Annotated in this window: 17 protein-coding genes; 7 read left to right on the top strand and 10 right to left on the bottom strand. The window is 66.6% G+C overall.

Features of this window, described 5'->3' with window-relative positions:
• Positions 1-86 precede the first annotated feature (86 nt).
• On the top strand, positions 87-689 hold the full coding sequence (locus tag AC13GA_RS14650) for an HAD-IA family hydrolase (RefSeq protein ID WP_482998414.1): 603 nt from the start codon (positions 87-89) through the stop codon (positions 687-689).
• A gap of 51 nt (positions 690-740) precedes the next feature.
• On the opposite strand, the gene AC13GA_RS14645 is transcribed toward AC13GA_RS14650, so the two are convergent.
• Positions 741-1967: an acetylornithine transaminase gene (locus AC13GA_RS14645; protein ID WP_006467246.1), complete on the bottom strand. Its 1227-nt coding sequence runs from the start codon at positions 1965-1967 to the stop codon at positions 741-743.
• A gap of 63 nt (positions 1968-2030) precedes the next feature.
• Between AC13GA_RS14645 and AC13GA_RS14640 the strand changes: the two genes are divergently transcribed.
• Positions 2031-2903 (top strand): ion transporter, encoded by an 873-nt coding sequence (locus tag AC13GA_RS14640; RefSeq protein WP_253078736.1) that lies wholly within the window; start codon positions 2031-2033, stop codon positions 2901-2903.
• 65 nt (positions 2904-2968) lie between these two features.
• On the opposite strand, the gene AC13GA_RS14635 is transcribed toward AC13GA_RS14640, so the two are convergent.
• The 3 genes from AC13GA_RS14635 to AC13GA_RS14625 all read right to left on the bottom strand — a co-directional run bounded on the left by AC13GA_RS14635 (position 2969) and on the right by AC13GA_RS14625 (position 5856).
• Positions 2969-3934 (bottom strand): YiiG family protein, encoded by a 966-nt coding sequence (locus tag AC13GA_RS14635; protein WP_482998413.1) that lies wholly within the window; start codon positions 3932-3934, stop codon positions 2969-2971.
• Positions 3935-3951: 17 nt separating this feature from the next.
• Complete coding sequence (locus AC13GA_RS14630; protein WP_482998412.1) at positions 3952-4944, bottom strand: YiiG family protein; 993 nt, start codon at positions 4942-4944, stop codon at positions 3952-3954.
• Between the two features lie 93 nt (positions 4945-5037).
• Positions 5038-5856: an SDR family oxidoreductase gene (locus tag AC13GA_RS14625; RefSeq protein WP_482998411.1), complete on the bottom strand. Its 819-nt coding sequence runs from the start codon at positions 5854-5856 to the stop codon at positions 5038-5040.
• A gap of 108 nt (positions 5857-5964) precedes the next feature.
• Between AC13GA_RS14625 and AC13GA_RS14620 the strand changes: the two genes are divergently transcribed.
• Positions 5965-6648: a hypothetical protein gene (locus AC13GA_RS14620; RefSeq protein WP_100469489.1), complete on the top strand. Its 684-nt coding sequence runs from the start codon at positions 5965-5967 to the stop codon at positions 6646-6648.
• A gap of 63 nt (positions 6649-6711) precedes the next feature.
• Here AC13GA_RS14620 and AC13GA_RS14615 read toward each other — a convergent pair whose 3' ends face one another.
• Positions 6712-7218 carry a DUF2867 domain-containing protein gene (locus AC13GA_RS14615; protein ID WP_482998410.1) on the bottom strand — a complete coding sequence of 169 codons (507 nt, stop codon included), beginning with the start codon at positions 7216-7218 and terminating at the stop codon, positions 6712-6714.
• Positions 7215-7877 (bottom strand): serine/threonine-protein kinase, encoded by a 663-nt coding sequence (locus AC13GA_RS14610; protein WP_006389922.1) that lies wholly within the window; start codon positions 7875-7877, stop codon positions 7215-7217. Before AC13GA_RS14610 ends, AC13GA_RS14615 begins: the two co-directional genes overlap by 4 nt.
• Before the next feature lie 85 nt (positions 7878-7962).
• On the opposite strand from AC13GA_RS14610, the gene AC13GA_RS14605 reads away from it, so the two are divergent.
• Positions 7963-9957, top strand: coding sequence for a bifunctional DedA family/phosphatase PAP2 family protein (locus AC13GA_RS14605; RefSeq protein WP_482998409.1), 1995 nt, complete (start codon positions 7963-7965; stop codon positions 9955-9957).
• Between the two features lie 190 nt (positions 9958-10147).
• Here AC13GA_RS14605 and AC13GA_RS14600 read toward each other — a convergent pair whose 3' ends face one another.
• The 3 genes from AC13GA_RS14600 to AC13GA_RS14590 form a co-directional block, all read right to left on the bottom strand.
• Positions 10148-10726 carry an LON peptidase substrate-binding domain-containing protein gene (locus tag AC13GA_RS14600; RefSeq protein ID WP_006389956.1) on the bottom strand — a complete coding sequence of 193 codons (579 nt, stop codon included), beginning with the start codon at positions 10724-10726 and terminating at the stop codon, positions 10148-10150.
• The gene (gene mpl, locus AC13GA_RS14595) at positions 10723-12087 is read right to left on the bottom strand and encodes a UDP-N-acetylmuramate:L-alanyl-gamma-D-glutamyl-meso-diaminopimelate ligase (protein WP_482998408.1); all 1365 of its coding nucleotides are present in this window, start codon (positions 12085-12087) and stop codon (positions 10723-10725) included. The genes AC13GA_RS14600 and mpl overlap by 4 nt, the downstream gene beginning before the upstream one ends.
• A gap of 328 nt (positions 12088-12415) precedes the next feature.
• Entirely contained in the window at positions 12416-12979 is a 564-nt protein-coding gene (locus tag AC13GA_RS14590) for an adenylate kinase (RefSeq protein ID WP_012512023.1), read from the bottom strand.
• A 136-nt stretch (positions 12980-13115) separates the two neighbouring features.
• On the opposite strand from AC13GA_RS14590, the gene AC13GA_RS14585 reads away from it, so the two are divergent.
• Both AC13GA_RS14585 and AC13GA_RS14580 read left to right on the top strand, forming a co-directional pair.
• On the top strand, positions 13116-14372 hold the full coding sequence (locus AC13GA_RS14585; protein WP_482998407.1) for a 6-phosphofructokinase: 1257 nt from the start codon (positions 13116-13118) through the stop codon (positions 14370-14372).
• Between the two features lie 117 nt (positions 14373-14489).
• Positions 14490-14879 carry a DUF488 domain-containing protein gene (locus AC13GA_RS14580; protein WP_253078742.1) on the top strand — a complete coding sequence of 130 codons (390 nt, stop codon included), beginning with the start codon at positions 14490-14492 and terminating at the stop codon, positions 14877-14879.
• 80 nt (positions 14880-14959) lie between these two features.
• Here AC13GA_RS14580 and AC13GA_RS14575 read toward each other — a convergent pair whose 3' ends face one another.
• Positions 14960-15463, bottom strand: a complete 504-nt coding sequence (locus AC13GA_RS14575; RefSeq protein ID WP_223496440.1) for a hypothetical protein — start codon at positions 15461-15463, stop codon at positions 14960-14962.
• Positions 15464-15720: 257 nt separating this feature from the next.
• Between AC13GA_RS14575 and AC13GA_RS14570 the strand changes: the two genes are divergently transcribed.
• Positions 15721-17748, top strand: a complete 2028-nt coding sequence (locus AC13GA_RS14570; protein ID WP_136639593.1) for a sodium-translocating pyrophosphatase — start codon at positions 15721-15723, stop codon at positions 17746-17748.
• Positions 17749-17757: the final 9 nt, after the last annotated feature.

The raw sequence follows: 17757 nt of genomic DNA, 5'->3' as shown, positions 1-17757 counted from the left end.
AGGCGCCTGCGGCCCCGTCTGCGACCGTCTGTCGCATGACTGGTCCAGGGTTTCCCGCGTGTTCACTGCAATGGCATGCTCGGCCAATGCGGATCGACCTGTTGCTGCTGGATGTGGATGGCGTGCTGGTGCAGTACCAGCGCGCGCAGCGCGTGCTGCACCTGGCCGAGGCGCTGGATGTCGCGCCGGAAACCGTGCAGGCCGCGCTGTACGACAGCGGGCTGGAGGCGCAGCACGACTGCGGCGTACTGGATGGCCACACCTATCTGGCGCAGCTGAGCAGACAGCTGGGCCGCACCGTCGATATGCACACCTGGATCGCTGCGCGACAGGCCGCCAGCCAGCCACAGCCGGCCGTACTGCAGCGGCTGCAGGTGCTGCAGCTGCCACTGGCCGTACTGACCAACAATGGCGCGCTGATGGTACAGGCGTTGCCCAGCCTGCTGCCGGAACTGTTCCCGGCCCTGCAGGGCCGCGTGTTCTGCAGCGCGGATTTCGGTCTGCGCAAACCGGCGCCTGCGGTATTCCTGCGCACGCTGGAAGCACTGGACGTGGCGCCTGCGCGCACGCTGTTCGTCGATGATCTGTTCGCCAACGTGCGCGGCGCACGTGCCGCCGGCCTGCACGCGGAAACCGTGCGCGATGGCCGTGGGTTGGGCAAGGTGTTGAAGCGTTACCAGATTGCGTGAACCAATGTAGAGCCGAGCATGGGCTCGGCTCTATAGTTATCGCCGCTGGCCTCAGCGCGCGGCGATGAACGCAGCAATCGCTGCGCGCAGGCGCTTGAGGCCTTCGGCCACTTCTTCGTCGGTGATGTTCAGCGACGGCACGAAGCGCAGCACGTCCGGGCCTGCCTGCAGGGTCAGCAGGCCCTGCTCGGCAGCGTGATCGAGGATCGCACCAGCCTGGCCGGCAAAGTCCTTGCTCAGCACCGCGCCCAGCATCAGGCCCCGGCCACGCACGTCGCTGAACACGCCGAACTCGTCGTTGATGCGGGCGAAGCCATCGCGCAGCGCCTTCGACTGGCGGCTGACGTTGGCGGCGATCTCCGCCGAGGCGAGCTTGCGCAGCGCCACACGCGCGACGGCGGCAGCCAGCGGATTGCCACCGAAGGTGGTGCCGTGCGCGCCAAACTGCATGGTTTCAGCGACCTTGGGTCCGGCCAGCATCGCGCCGATCGGGAAGCCACCGCCCAGCGCCTTGGCCAGGGTGACCATGTCCGGCACCACGTCGTCCTGCCAGTGCGCGAACAGCGTGCCGGTGCGGCCCATGCCGGCCTGGATCTCGTCCAGCACCAGCAGTGCGTTGTGCTGGTCGCACAGTTCGCGCACGCGCTTGAGGAAACCGGACTTGGCCGGCATCACGCCGCCCTCGCCCTGGATCGGTTCCAGCATTACCGCCGCCACGTCGCCGGCGGCCATCGCGGTTTCCAGCTGCACCTCATCGTTGAAATCGATGTAGCGGAAGCCACCGGGCAGCGGCTCGTAACCTTCCTGGTACTTCGGCTGCGCAGTCGCGGTGACCGCGCCCATGGTGCGGCCGTGGAAGCTGCCACGGAAGGTGATGATCACCCGCTTGTCGGCCGGGCGGCCCTGGCTGGAGGCCCATTTGCGGACCATCTTGATCGCCACTTCGTTGGCTTCGGCGCCGGAGTTGCACAGGAACACGCGCTCGGCGAAGCGGCTGGCCTTCACCAGTTCCTCGGCCAGGTGCAGCGGCGGTGCGCTGTAGAACACGTTGCTGGTGTGCCACAGCTTGCCGGCCTGCTCGACCAGTGCGGCGACCAGGTCCGGATCGTTGTGGCCCAGGCCGCACACGGCGATGCCGGCGGCCAGGTCGATGAACTCACGGCCCTGGCTGTCCCACACGCGGGCGCCCTGGCCTCGCTCCAGTACCACCTGGCGGGGCTTGTAGACCGGCAGGTAGTAGTGCGAAAGGGAGATCAGCGGATCGGTAGCGGCGGTCATGGCAGTCGGCAGGGTTCAGGAATCCCCATTCTCGCGCCGGAACCCCTGCGGCACAATGCGCGCATGCGACCGTTTACCGCCCCCCAGCTGAACCCCGCCACCGAGACCGGCTGGCGCCGTCGGTGGTTCGACATCATCTACCGCCACGACAGCCGGCCCTCGCGCAATTTCGACCTGCTGCTGGTCTACGCGATCATCGCCAGCGTGCTGGTGGTGATGTTCGACAGCGTGCAGCGCTTCCACATCGCCCATGCCGACTGGCTGTACGTGCTGGAATGGGGCTTTACCCTGCTGTTCACCGCCGAATACGTGCTGCGGCTGGTGGTGGTCAAGCGCCCGCTGCGCTACGCGGTGAGCGTCTGGGGCATCATCGACCTGGCCTCGATCCTGCCGACCTACCTGTCGCTGTTCATTCCCGGTGCGCAGAGCCTGCTGGTGGTGCGCGCACTGCGCATCCTGCGCGTGTTCCGCATCCTCAAGCTGACCCGCTACATCGAAGAAAGCGGCGTGCTGATGCAGTCGCTATGGCGCAGCCGGCGCAAGATCCTGCTGTTCCTGTTCACGGTGGTCACCATCACCATCATCGCTGGCACGCTGATGTACGTGATCGAGGGACCGAACCATGGCTTCACCAGCATTCCCAGCAGCATGTACTGGGCGGTGGTGACGATGGCCACGGTCGGCTTCGGCGACATCGTTCCGCAGACCGTGCTCGGCCGCTTCGTCACGTCAGTGCTGATCCTGATCGGTTACAGCATCATCGCCGTACCCACCGGCATCTACACCGCCGAACTGGCCAGCACCATGCGCGATGCCGAACTGGCCGCGCGCCGCGATGCACGTGGCTGCCCGCACTGCGGGCTGGAAGGCCACGAACCGGATGCGCGGCACTGCCGCAAGTGCGGCGGCAAGCTGCCGGATGCGTTCAACCATTGAGGTACATGCCGGCCAGCGGCCGGCACTACCCCTCGGCGGTTACGCATGAATGCGTGCGTCGTTGCTCACCGCATGCGGTTGCTGGTGGTCACCAGATCGTTGTATGCGGCGAGGATCGTTGACTGCGCCCCTTCCGGGTCGGTGGTGAGCCAACTACCCGACGCCTTCCGCTCTGCCGCCAGCGCTTCGGCGGTGATCGGCTTGTGCTGCTCCAGGCGCTCGACGCCGCGTCCCGCGGTACGCACCAGTTTGTCCGCCGAACGCTGCACATGGCCCCACATCGGGTCGTCCTTGCCGACACCGCCGTTCTGGATTTCCGTCACCAGAGCCTGATAGTCAGCCAGCTGCGCGCGCAACGCCGCAACGTCCGGTGCGTCGTGCTGGAACGCGGTGGTCAGTTGCTTGCCATCGCCCAGCAGGCGAAGGTGGTAGTAGGCCAGCGAACGTCCTTCGCTTTCCTCGATCTGCTTCAGCTGCGCGGCACGGCGATCGTTCTCGTTCTTTTCCAGCGCCGCATCCATCGCTTCGCTGGCCTTGAAGAACTCAGCATAGGCCTGCATCAACGGGGTATGCTGGCTGCGCATCCCTTCACCGCCATCACGACGATAGTCCTCGCGGGTGAAGTAGCCATCGGCGCGCTCGACCAGGTTGTTCAATGCCTGGAATGCCTGCTGATAGTCACGCGCGGGGCCATCCATCGGCAGTGCCGGTGTCTTCGCCAGCGCGTCGGTCAGTGGCTGGCCGCAGTACTCGACCCGGTGCGACAGCACCTTGCCGGGCGAACGAGGTTGCGCTTCCTTGCCGGTCGGGCCGGCTTCAGGGTCCTTCATCCAGCTGGTGTAGGTCTGGAAACCCTCGTGAATGGGTTGTTCAACGCCGTTGTAGCATTCGATGTAGGCGTTCACCTTCTCCAGGCCGGGGTCGGCCACAGGCAACCCTGCCGATTTGTTGCAGCCGCTCAGGCCAGCCACAGCGCCGATCAGCAGCAGCGGCGCGATACGCAGATAGGAAGTCGTCATGGTCTCTAGCATGGGTGCTGGCGCGCCGGTCACTGGCGGTTGCTCTGGAAAACTAGCGTGTTGTATTCCTGCATGAGCTTGTTGGCAGAGCCACGCGGCGCCATCGACGGCGAATCAAGCATGCGTCGTTCGAAATCGGTGTAAGGCTTCTTCTCGCTGACGCGCTGCAGCCGCTCCTTGCCTTCGCGCCGGAAATTCTCGGCCCCACGTTCGAAGCCTTCCCAGTCCGACTTGCCCGGTTCCTGGTCGGCAACCTTGGCGTGCGCTTCATCGGAAATGCGGTTGAAGGCATCCAGACGTTCACGGGCCTTGGCCTGATCGAAATCATCCTCGCTCATCAGATCCATGATGGCCTTGGCTTCCAGCATCATCGCCAGACGGTAGTACTCGCGGGTGCGCCCCTCGGCCTGCTCCAGCGCCTTGAGCTGCTCGCGCTGGGCAGCGTCGTTCTGACGCTCCAGCTCGGCATTGAACGTTTCGCTGGCAGCCACGAAATCCTTGAAGGCGACCATCAAGGGCGCGTGCAGCTGCTTGCCCTTGGCGAACTGGTCGTCCTCGTAGTCCTGGCGATCGTAGTAATCATGCGCGTCCTTGCTGAGCGGCACCAGCGCCTTCAGCGCCTGCTGGTAATGGCCTGCAGCCGCATCGAGATCGGCCAGCGCCGGCTTGGCAGCGATCGCCTCGGTCACCGGGGCGTCGCACTGCTTCATGTCGTAATCGCTGATCTCGAACGGTCCGTACACGTGCGTCTCGCGCCCGGTCGGGCCAGCGTCGACATCCTTGATCCAGCGCGTGTAGGACTGGATGCTGCCGTGGGTTTTCGAATCCAGCGCGTTGAAGCAGCCGATGTAGGCGTTGAGCTTGGCGGTCAACTGCTGCTGTGTGTCGGACGGGGCCGCGATGGCGTCCGCCGTGCCGGAGGCAGCGGCGCCGCCCGCAGCTGCGGGGGCCTTGCCACCACAGGCGGTCAGGATCAACGACAGCGAAGCGGCCAGCGCCGCAACGGAAAGAGTGCGTGACATGTGTTCACATCCCTGTTGAAAACGATTACAGCCGCGCATTCTAGCGCAGCAGGCCGAGGGTCGCAGCCCTCGGCCTCTTCCCGCGACGCGCGGTCAATCCAGGAACAGATCCGGCAACAACGGACGCGACGGATCCATCGCGTATCCCGAAAGATCGGTGACACCGGCCTGCGCCAGCACTTCATCATCGATCAGGAACTGGCCGTGGAAACCGGCCGCCTCACGCACCAGCACCGCATGCGCGGCGTCGGCCATGATCTGCGGCGTGCGGCAGCCGGCCGCATCCACGCCCGGAATCATGTTGATCGCATCGGTGGCGATGACCGTGCGCGGCCACAGCGCATTCACCGCCACGCCCTGCGGACCGAATTCCGCGGCCAGACCCAGGGTGACGAAGCTCATGCCCATCTTCGCCAACGTGTAGCCGGTATGTGGTGCCCACCACTTTGGGTCCAGGCTCGGCGGCGGTGCGAGGGTGAGGATGTGCGGGTTCGGCGCCTCCAGCAGGTAAGGCAGGCAGGCCTGCGCGCACAGGAAGCTGCCGCGCGAGTTGACCTGCTGCATCAGGTCGAAACGCTTCATTGGCGTATCCAGCGTGCCACGCAGCCAGATTGCACTGGCGTTGTTGATCAGGATGTCGATGCCACCGAAGGTATCGACCGTGGCCGCCACCGCCGCCTGCACCTGCTCTTCCTCGCGGATGTCGCACTTCAGGGCCAGACCCTGGCCACCAGCCGCCGTTACCGCTTCGGCCGCGCTATGGATGGTGCCCGGCAGCTTCGGGTTCGGTACCGACGACTTGGCCGCAATGGCCACATTGGCGCCGTCGCGCGCAGCGCGCAGTGCGATGGCCAAGCCGATGCCGCGCGAGGCACCGGTGATGAAAAGCGTTTTGCCCTGCAGACTGCCCACGTTCCACACTCCAGCGTATGCAATGAGTCGCTAGTATGCCGCGCCGACGCGGAGTTCACCCGGCCTTGACGATACTCGGGCCTCCAGACAACGCACGAGGTCCACGCCATGCGCCGTTCCCGCCTGTTGCTGCCTGCCCTGGGGCTTGCCCTGCTGACTGCCTGCCAGGGCCGTTCGCCGGAACCCGGCAAGGAGCCGCCCGCCGGTGACGCGCCCAGTGCGGAGAAGGCCGCCGCCGACGGCAAGATGCGCTGGAGCGAGGCGGTGGTCTGGGATGGCGATCTCAACGCCTGCCGCCAGGGCGAGAATGCGGCCACCCGGGATTGCCTGCGCGATGCGATGCGCGCCGGTGGCGCCAGCGCCGATGCCATTACCGCCGCCGAGCAGTTGTCCACCGGCGGCGAGCTGGCCTATGTGACCGCCTGGCACGAGAACGAAGGACTGGGCATTGCCACGGTCGAGTATCCCTTCCGCGCCAACACCAATGAAGGCACGCGACTGGTCGATGCCGGTGGCAAGCGCATCGACGTGGATGCCGTGCAATTGGACGACACGCTGCGCGCCGATCCTGCCGTACAGGAACTGCTGAAGACCAACCCGCAGGCCACGCCGTTCGCGCCAGCACAGTCGGCCGGTGCTTCGCCGCTGGAGAACGGCGGCATCCGCCTGCTGTACCGCACGCCGCTGCGCGACTGCCACGCCTGCCCGGATGTGGGGCAGTTGCAGATCGCCTACGACTTCGACGCCAAGCGTAACTTCATCGGCCAGCAGGTGGTGCCGGCAACGCCGTAAGCAGGTAGCACCGGGCCATGCCCGGCGGACACAACGCTCAATGCCGCCGGGCATGGCCCTGCGCTACCGATAGGCGCGTACCTGCTTCTGCAGCAGGTGCGGCACGATCAATCGATGTACCGGCGCCACCGGCAGCATGTAGACCCGGCCGAACGCGTTATGGGTATGCACCACGGTGGCCACTTCCAGCACGTCACCCTGCCACTGCAGGGCCAGCTGCACGCGCAGATGGCGGTCGTCGTCTTCCAGCACGATGGCATCGTCATCCATCGACTGCAGGGTGAAGATGCCCAGCCGCTGGCCAGGTTGAGGATCCGCAACAACCTGCACCGCCCGCAACGAACCCAGATGCTTCATGCCGAGCAGGCGCATGCCGTGGTTGCGCAGCGCCATCAGCCCGTCGAACCAGCCGGGAATGGTCGTGGCCATATCGCGGTAGGCCTGCAGGGCCGAGCGCCCATCCCGACGGGTCGTCGCCTGGCAGGCGTGCACGAAGTCGGCGCCAGCCAGCTGTGGGCGCAGGACGCTGCCCGCACCCGGCGGGCCGGTCATCACCTGCGCACGGCTCACGGCTTGGGCCCCTGCCCTTCATTGTCTTCCCAATGCAGGATGCGGCGGGTAACGAAGCGGTAGACCGGTTTGCCGGTGGCGAACCACAGCTCGCGCACCCACGAGGTGCGCTTGAGCACGCGCTTCTCCACCGGGGTGAGCGACTCGCGGCAGTACATGCGCTTGTGCTTGAGCAGGTGGCGCAGATCCTCGCGGGCCAGCAGCCGCATCCAGCGCGAGCGCGGGTTGCCGATCACCGCCAGCTGGAAGTCGATCAGCGCCGGCCGACCATCCTCGGTGACCAGCCAGTTGGCTTCCTTGGCCAGGTCGTTGTGGGCAACGCCGTTGCGATGCAGCTGCTGCAGCAGCCGACGCGCCGAGCGGAACCAGGCCAGATCGCCGCGCGGCGGACGCTGGTACATGGCATCGCCGGCCATGAAACTGCGGTCCAGGTGGCGGCCATTCCAGGCCAGCAGCTGCGGCACATCGGCCATGCCGTGGATGTGCTGCAGCGCGCGTGCCTCGCGGCGGGCCAGCCACCAGGCCGGCAGCCGCAGCCACAGCGGTGTGGCGCCCAGATCACGGCGCACGAAGGGGCCATCGGGCCCTTTCACAAGAAGGATCTGGCCGAAACTGTCGGCCTTCAAAGCATGCGGTGGAGCGTCTGGCGTATGCGGCATGGGCCCATTCTAGGCGATGGCGCCGGTTGCAAACGGTCACGAAGCGGCTGGGAACCAGTCACCTTCACGCCCCTATAATCGGGCAATGGACTCTTCATGGATCGACGCCACGCTCGCGTGGATTGCCGCTCACCCCGTGCTGGCGGGTGCCGTTATCTTCCTCATCGCCTTCTGCGATGCGGTCATCATTCTTGGCGCCATCGTGCCGGCGCTGCCGTTGCTGTTCGCGGTGGGCGTGTTCATCGGCCTGGGCCAGATCTCCGGGCCGTACGCGGTTGCGGCTGCAGCCCTGGGCGCCTTTGCCGGCGACGGCATCAGCTACTGGATCGGGCGCCGCTGGGGTGACCGCCTTCGCGGCGTCTGGCCGTTCAGCCGCTACCCGCAGCTGCTCGACCGCGGCGAGAACCTGTTCCGCCGCAATGCGTTCAAGAGCATCCTGATCGCACGCTACGTCGGCGCGATCCGCCCGTTCGTGCCAGCCATTGCCGGCATGATGAAGATGCCAGCCAGCCGTTACGTGCAGGCCAGCGGCATCGCCAGCATTTCGTGGGCGGTGCTGTTCCTGGCGCCGGGCTGGATTCTTGGCGAAGCCTATGACGCAGTCGCGGCGGTGGCCGGGCGTCTGGTGGTGGTGGTTGGCCTGCTGGCGGTGATCCTCAGCCTGGTCTGGGCCATCGTGCTGTACGGCTACCGCTGGTCGGCCGCGCGCATGGACAACTGGCTGGCGCGCCTGCTGGACTGGTCCAACCGCCACCCGACGCTGGGCCGCTACACCGTCGGCGTGCTGGATCCCAAGCGCCGTGAATCGGTGCCGCTGGCGATGCTGGCGTTGATGCTGCTGGTGCTGGGCTGGGGCTGGTTCGCGCTGCTCACCGTGGTGGTCGCGCACGGTGAACCGCTGGCGATCGACCTGCTGGTGCACCAGGCCATGCTGGCGCTGCGCAACCCGCTGGCCGACTACCCGATGGCAGCACTGGCTTCGCTGGGCGCCTGGCAGGTACTGCTGCCAGCCACCGCTGCGGCGATGGGCTACCTGATCTGGCGCCGGCGCTGGATGGCGGCCGCGCACTGGCTGGCCGCACTCGCCTTCGGCCTGGCGCTGACCATGCTGCTAGGCGCCACCGTGGATGTGGTGCGCCCGGTCGATGCCAGCAGCGGTTTCGGCTTCCCGTCGGTGTCGGTGACCATGGCCACCATCACCTTCGGTTTCTTCGCGGTGCTGATTGCCCGCGAGATGCCCGGCCGCACCCGCGTCTGGCCGTACCTGGTGTCCGGCATCGTGGTCAGCCTGATCGGCTTCTCGCGCCTGTACCTGGGCGCGCATTGGCTGAGCGATGTGATCGGCGGCATGCTGTTCGGCACGTTCTGGCTGCTGGTGCTGGGCATCGCCTACCGCCGCCGCTTCAACCGCTCGTTCTGGGTAAAGCCGGTGGCCTGGTTGTTCTATGGCGTGTTCGCGGTAGCGGCGATGTGGTACGCGCCGCGCCACATTCCGGTGAAGCTGGAACGCTTCGAGCCGACCCTGCCGGCCCCGCAGGCGATGGATGCGCAGGCCTGGTGGCAGCACGACTGGTCCACGCTGCCGGCGCGCCGCAACGAGTTCGACGACGACCAGCGCTGGCCGCTTGACGTGCAGGTGGCCGGGCCGCTGGCACCGCTGCAGGCACAGCTGGAAGCGCGCGGCTGGAAGCGGCAGGAACAGGCCGGCTGGCAGCAGGCGCTGCTGATGCTGGACAAGAACACCGGTGCAGATGAACTGCCGGTGTTGCCGGCAACGCTGGACACCCGCGTGGAAGCACTGCTGATGGTGCGCCAGGGCGCGAAGCCGGATGAGCGCTATGTGCTGCGCCTGTGGCCTGCACCGGCACAGCTGCAGCCGGGCAACACGCCGTTGTGGCTGGGCAGCGCGCAGACCCTGCGCTACGAGCGCCACTTCGAGTGGATCGGCATGTGGCACCCGCTGCGCGGCGTCGACCCGGCGTTGAACGCGGTGAAGGACGCCGTGCAGGACCTGCCGCAGCGCGAAGACGTGCACAGCGAAACCGGGCTGCCGGTGCTGCGGTTGAATACCACGCCGTGATGGAGCCGCCGGGCATGGCCCGGCGCTACCGCCGCGCTCTGGCAGATGCCAACCTTGGTTGGCGCTTCGGGAAAAGGCTGCCAACCAAGGTTGGCATCTACCGGCTCCGCCGCGCCCTGGTAGTCGCCAACCTTGGTTGGCGTTTTCCGGCTCCGCCGCGCTCTGGTAGTCGCCAACCTTGGTTGGCGTTTTACGGCATCCAGCCCAGCAACTGCTGCAACCGCTGGTGCGGGTCATCCATCTGCAGCAGCTGCAGGCGCTGCTGCTCGCTCAGCGGCAGCAGTTCGGCCAGCCGCCAGCCGACCCAGCTGGCCTGGTCCAGCAGTGCCGGGCTGGCGGGCGCATAGGCCTCGCCCGCCTGTTCGATGATGTGCCCCAGCACCGTGGCCAGCAGCGCATGCTGCGGCTTCAGTTCGTCGTCGGGATCTTCCTCGCACCAATGCACATCGGCCACCACCAGGCCGTTGTCGCGCACGCGGGTGCGCTCGACATGGAAGCGGCGGGTGCCGCGCAGGCGCAGCTGCAACACGCCGTCGGCGCCGACATCGAAGTCTTCGATGCGTACCTGCACGCCATACGCCGCAGGCGTCGCCGGTGCCCCCACTTCCTGGCCATCGAGGATCAGGCACACACCAAAGCCCTCGCCGCTTCGGCCGCTGTCGCGGACCAGATCCAGGTAGCGGCGCTCGAACACACGCAGGCCCACCGCTGCACCCGGCACCAGCGTGGTGTGCAGCGGAAACAGCGGCAGCGAATCGTCGGCGCTCATCGGGCCTGCAGGGCGGCGAGGAAGCGACGCGGCGCGCCGTCGAAGCCACCGTTGGACATGAACACCACGTGGTCACCGCTGCGCACGCTGGACTGCAGCTGCGCCAGCAGTGCGTCGGTATCCGGCACCGCATGCGCTTCACCACGCACGGCGGCGATCACTGCCGCCGCGTCCCACGCGAGCTCAGGACGATGCAGGAACACCACTTCATCGGCAAGCGCCAGCGACGGGGCCAGCGCATGCGCATGCGCGCCCAGCCGCATCGAGTTGCTGCGTGGCTCCATCGCGACCACGATGCGCGCATCGCCGACCTTGGCACGCAGGCCTTCCAGCGTGGTGGCGATCGCAGTCGGGTGATGGGCGAAATCATCGTAGACGGTGATGCCATCGTGGCTGCCGATCACTTCCATGCGGCGCTTGACGCTGCGGAAGTGCGCCAGCGCCGGAATCACCTCGGCCGGGGCCACGCCCACCGCATGCGCGGCAGCCAGTGCGGCCAGGCCGTTGAGCACGTTGTGGCGGCCCAGCAATGACCACTGCACATCACCCAGTGCCTGCCCGCGATGGTGCACGCGGAACGCGCTGCCATCGGCGGCCAGCAGTTCGGCGTGCCATTCCAGCGAGGGATCAAAACCAAAACGCTCCACCGGGGTCCAGCAGCCCATGGCCAGTACTTCGGCCAGGTGCTGGTCCTCGCCGTTGACGATCAAGCGGCCGCGAGCCGGCACCGTGCGCACCAGGTGGTGGAACTGGCGCTGGATCGCCGCCACGTCCGGAAAGATGTCGGCGTGGTCGTATTCGAGGTTGTTGAGAATGGCCACCAGCGGCCGGTAGTGCACGAACTTGCTGCGCTTGTCGAAGAAGGCGGTGTCGTATTCATCGGCCTCGACCACGAACTCGCGGCCCTTGCCCAGCCGGGCCGAAACGCCGAAGTCCTCGGCCACGCCGCCGATCAGGAAACCCGGCGAGCGGCCGGCGCTTTCCAGCAGCCAGGTGAGGATGGTGGTGGTGGTGGTCTTGCCGTGGGTGCCGGCGACGGCCAGGGTATCGCGCCCCGGCAGGACCTGCTCGGACAGCCACTGCGCCCCGGAAATGTAGCGCTGGCCGGCATCAAGCACGGCCTCCACGGCCGCGTTGCCGCGCGACAGCGCGTTGCCGATCACCACCTGGCCGGTGCCGGCCGGCACGCTGTCGGCGCGGTAGCCCTGGTCCAGGGTGATGCCCAGCTGCTCGAGCTGGGTCGACATCGGCGGGTAGATGGCCTGGTCACTGCCGCTGACCGTATGGCCCAGTTCCCGCGCCAGGGCGGCCACGCCGCCCATGAAGGTGCCGGCGATTGCAAGGATATGTACGCTGCTCATGACCGAGGATTGTGACTGATGACGGCTGTATAGGGCCAATGTCCGACCGGGGGTAAGACAAGTCCTACACAGGATGTGAGAAAACTCCAATCTTCTGTCAGGGAAATCCCGATAGCGATGTTCTGTGAACCCGGACACAATTCGAACTGCCAGCCGCAGTACCCGAACCGGTCCTACTCCCCAAGAGGCCATCCCCAAGGGAGCTCATGCTGCGGGGCCCTGAGCAAGCCCTCTGCTGGCGCCTATCAAACGACACAGGCCTGATCCTCGCGGACCAGGCCTGTGTTTTTTTGCGCCCGGGGGCCGGCAAGGTGCCGGCCCGGCCGGTTCAACCCTTGATCGCCGCCAGGATGCGGGCTTCGATCTCGTCCAGCTCACCGACGCCGTCGACGCGGGCCAGGGTGCCACGGGCAGCATAGAAGTCGACCACCGGGGCGGTCTGGTCGTTGTAGACCTGCAGGCGCTGACGCACCGCTTCCGGACTGTCATCGGCGCGGCCCTGCTCCTTGGCACGACCGGCGATGCGGTCGACCAGCAGCTCGGTGGCCACGTCCAACTGCACCACCGCGTCTAGCGGCTGGCCGATCTTGGCCAGCAGTCCGTCCATCGCATTGGCCTGGGCCACATTGCGCGGGTAGCCATCCAGGATGAAGCCCTTGGCGACATCGGCCTGGGTCAGGCGCGACTCCAGCATGCCCAGCAGGATGTCGTCCGAGACCAGGTTGCCGGCGTCCATCACCGCCTTGGCCTGCTTGCCCAGCTCGGAGCCGGCAGCGATTTCCGCGCGCAGCATGTCACCGGTCGAAATGTGGGCGATACCCAGCTTTTCCTTCAGGCGCGTCGCCTGTGTCCCCTTGCCCGAACCGGGCGGTCCCAACAGAACCAATCGCATCGACCTGACTCCAACGTGTTGAAAATTAAGAAGGTTCGCGTCCCGGACGGTCCGGTATCGCTGCACCGCAATAGCGCCACTTTACCGCATACGGGTAATGTCCCTGCAATGTCCCCTCCCCCGAGCAGGTAGAAGCATGCGCAACGGTACTCTCCTTTATGCCCAGTCCGGCGGTGTCACCGCGGTCATCAATGCCACTGCAGCAGCGGTGATCGAGCAGGCCCGGGCCAAGGGCATCAAGGTCCTGGCTGCCCGCAACGGCATCCTCGGTGCCCTGCGCGAGGAGCTGATCGACACCAGCAAGGAGAGCGCCGCGGCCATCCGCGCGCTGGCCCATACCCCGGGCGGCGCCTTCGGCTCATGCCGGGTCAAGCTGAAATCGCTGGACGCCGACCGCGCCCGCTACGACCGCCTGCTGGAGGTGCTGCGCGCACACGACGTGCGCTGGTTCCTCTACAACGGTGGCAACGACTCGGCCGATACCGCGCTGAAGGTCTCGCAGCTGGCCAAGGCCTCTGGCTACGACCTGACCTGCATCGGTGTGCCCAAGACCATCGACAACGACCTGGCGGTGACCGACACCTGCCCCGGCTTCGGCTCGGCGGCCAAGTACACCGCCGTGTCGGTGCGCGAAGCGGCGCTGGACGTGGCGGCGATGGCCGAGACCTCCACCCGCGTCTTCATCTACGAGGCAATGGGCCGCCACGCTGGCTGGCTGGCTGCGGCCGCTGGCCTGGCCGGCAACGGCGATGACGAAGCACCGCACATCATCCTGCTGCCCGAACGCGCCTATGACGAGGCGGTGTTCCTGGCCAAGGTCAAGGCCGTGGTCGACCGCGTCGGCTACTGCGTGGTGGTGGCCTCCGAAGGCATCGCTACCGCCGATGGCCGCTTCGTCGCCGACGCCGGTGGCGGCAAGGATTCGTTCGGCCACTCGCAGCTGGGCGGCGTGGCCGCGCATCTGGCCGGCAGGGTCAAGGACCAGCTGGGCCTGAAGGTGCATTGGGCGCTGCCCGATTACCTGCAACGCTCGGCCCGCCACCTGGCCAGCAAGACCGACTGGGAGCAAGCGCAGGCAGTGGGCAAGGCCGCGGTGCAGCTGGCACTGAAGGGCCAGAACGGTGTGATGCCGGTGATCGTGCGCAGCAGTGATGCGCCCTACCGCTGGAAAATCGAAGCGGCGCCGCTGTCGAAGATCGCCAACCATGAAAAGAAGATGCCCGCCGGTTTCATCCGCCGCGATGGCTTCGGCATCACCGCCAAGGCACGCGCCTACCTGTCGCCGCTGATCAAGGGCGAAGCGCCGCTGCCGTATGGCACCGATGGCCTGCCGAAGTACGTGACGCTGAAAAACGTGGCGGTGAAGCAGAAGCTGCCGGCCTTCGAGGGCTGAGTCGAAAAAGGGGACGGAGGGGATTAAGTCGCATCTGCCGCTCCGTCATCTCCAACAGCGTCAGCCGTGGGTCGGATACGACTTAATCCCCTCCGTCCCCTTTTTGCGAGGAATGCCATGGCGTTGCGTGTTGTTCGACTTGGCTCTCCGCGTGCGCCCGGTGAAGGCCTGCGCATCGGCACTGTGCGGCGCCCGCCGCGCGGTGTGCCGCGCAGCGAATTTGCCCGGCAGGACTGGTACGACGTGTGGTTCCCGACGCTGTCACCCAGCGCGGAGCTGGTGAAGCAGGCGCATGAGGCGAAGACCGCTGCCGATTGGAATGCGTTCTTCCGCCACTACAAAGCCGAGATGAAGGCGCCTGATGCGGCGCATGCGCTGGATCTGCTGGCCGCACTATCGCAGCACAGCGATATCGCGGTGGGCTGCTATTGCGAGGACGAGGCGCAGTGCCACAGATCGGCACTGCGCGAGCTGCTGGTGGCGCGTGGAGCGAGGCTTGCGGATTGATCGCGGGGTTGCCGGCCAGCGGCCGGCACTACCCCAGGTCTCCCTCCCAGTAGATCCACGCCATGCGTGGATGCTCAGCCTCAATTGCAGGCCTTGCCTTCCATCTGCAGCTGCGCGGCGAACATCGTCACCTGCGGGATCTTGCCGGCGGCGGCCTGCTTCTTGGCTTCTTCCAGATAGATGCGCGACTGTCCCTGCCCATCCAGCGCCTGGGCGTTGTTCACCGGAAGGCGCCATACGCGCACCACCGCCTGCTGTGCCGGGCAGGCGGCATTCGGAACACGGATCACATCATTGAGTTTCCAACCCTTGTCCGCGCTTGGTTGCGCCTTGCTGTAGTCGACAAACCGGGCACGCGGCTGGCACTGCTCGCTGGTACGCACCGCCGAGAAACGATAGGGCTCGGCGGCCTGGCCGGTGAACGCGCCTTCCAGGCGGGCACAGGCTTCGGGAATCTGCCGCAGCGTATGCACGGCGCCGACCGCTTGTGGTGCACCCACCGCTCGCTGCAGTTCCGGTGCTTCCGCCGCGAAGGCAGGCATGGCCGGGGCCAGAACGGCAAGCATCAACAGGGACAGGCGCATGGGGATTCTCCGACGGGACTGCGCGCAGGCTTGCAGAGGCTGGCTTAACGGGGTGCAAAGAAGACCCTGCCGGGCGCCGCTCGACTCCACAGGTGGTGGCACGCATACTGCGGGCACCAGGGAATGCTGAACACCGCCATACGTCGGACGACCACCAAGGTCGGTACGGGTTGGTTCCAGGCTGCAGCCCGTCGTCCCCCTCGTGGTGCCGTTCATCGCCACTGGATGCTTGTCCATCCATTCTGCGGAGGGGTCTAATGCTGGAACGTCACGGGCTGTCATTGGCGCTGGGCTGCGCCATTCTCGCGATCCTGTACGGAATCGTCTCGGCGCGCTGGATCCTGCGCCAACCCACCGGCAATGAGCGCATGATCGCGATCGCCAACGCGATCCAGGAAGGCGCACGCGCTTACCTCAACCGCCAATACCTGACCATCGGCATCGCCGGCGTGGTGCTGTTCGTGCTGGTCGGCATCTTCCTCAGCTGGTACACCGCAATCGGCTTCGCGGTCGGTGCGGTGCTGTCCGGTGCAGCCGGCTATATCGGCATGAACGTCTCGGTGCGTGCCAACGTGCGCACTGCCGAGGCTGCACGACACGGCATCAGCGCGGCGATGGACGTCGCCTTCCGCGGCGGTGCGATCACCGGCATGCTGGTGGTCGGGCTGGGCCTGCTGGGCGTGGCCGGCTATTACGCGCTGCTGCTGCGCATGGGCCTGCAGATGGACCAGGCGCTGCATGCTCTGGTCGGGCTGGCGTTCGGCTCGTCGCTGATCTCGATCTTCGCGCGCCTGGGTGGCGGCATCTTCACCAAGGGCGCGGACGTCGGCGCCGATCTGGTCGGCAAGGTCGAAGCCGGGATTCCCGAGGATGACCCGCGCAACCCGGCGGTGATCGCCGACAACGTTGGTGACAACGTCGGCGACTGCGCTGGCATGGCAGCGGACCTGTTCGAAACCTATGCGGTCACCGTCATCGCCACCATGCTGCTGGGCAGCCTGATGCTGGCCGAAGCCGGTGCCAATGCGGTGCTGTACCCGCTGGTACTCGGCGGCGTATCGATCATCGCCTCGATCATCGGTGCGCTGTTCGTCAAGGTGAAGCCGGGCGGTTCCATCATGGGCGCGTTGTACAAGGGCGTGATCGTGTCCGGCGTGCTGGCGGCCATCGCGTTCTACCCGATCACCACCGGGCTGATGGCCGACAACGTACACGGCCCCATCGCGCTGTACGGCTGCGCGCTGATCGGCCTGGTCCTGACCGGGCTGATCGTGTGGATCACCGAGTACTACACCGGCACCCAGTACAAGCCGGTGCAGCACGTGGCACAGGCATCGACCACCGGCCACGGCACCAACATCATCGCCGGCCTCGGCATCTCGATGAAGTCCACCGCGCTGCCGGTAATCGCGGTGTGCGCGGCCATCTGGGGTGCGTTCGCGCTGGGTGGCCTGTACGGCATCGCCATCGCTGCCACTGCAATGCTGTCGATGGCCGGCATGATCGTCGCCCTCGATGCTTACGGGCCAATCACCGACAACGCCGGTGGCATCGCCGAGATGGCCGAGCTGCCCTCGGAAATCCGCGACATCACCGATCCGCTGGATGCGGTGGGCAACACCACCAAGGCGGTGACCAAGGGCTATGCCATCGGCTCGGCAGCACTGGCCGCGCTGGTGCTGTTCGCCGACTACACCCACAACCTGCAGGCAGCCAATCCCGGCCAGGAGTTCCGCTTCGACCTCAGCGACCACACGGTGATCATCGGCCTGCTGATCGGCGGCCTGATTCCCTACCTGTTCGGTGCGATGGCGATGGAAGCCGTTGGGCGCGCCGCCGGCGCGGTGGTGGAGGAAGTGCGGCGCCAGTTCCGCGAGATCCCCGGCATCATGCAGGGCACTGCCAAGCCGCAGTACGACCGTGCGGTGGACATGCTGACCCGCTCGGCGATCCGCGAAATGATCGTGCCCTCGCTGTTGCCGGTCGCGGTACCGGTGGTGGTCGGCCTGCTGCTGGGGCCACGTGCGCTGGGCGGGTTGCTGATCGGCACGATCGTGACCGGCCTGTTCGTGGCCATTTCGATGACCACCGGCGGTGGTGCCTGGGACAATGCCAAGAAGTACATCGAGGATGGCCATTTCGGCGGCAAGGGCAGCGAAGCGCACAAGGCCGCGGTGACCGGCGATACCGTGGGTGACCCGTACAAGGACACCGCCGGCCCGGCGATCAACCCGCTGATCAAGATCATCAACATCGTGGCGCTGCTGCTGGTGCCGCTGCTGTAAGGCCCCCTG

Source organism: Stenotrophomonas sp. 22DLJC03 (assembly GCF_056861405.1).
Note: the sequence above shows the minus strand (reverse complement) of the source record. Positions and strands in the feature narration are given on the sequence as shown.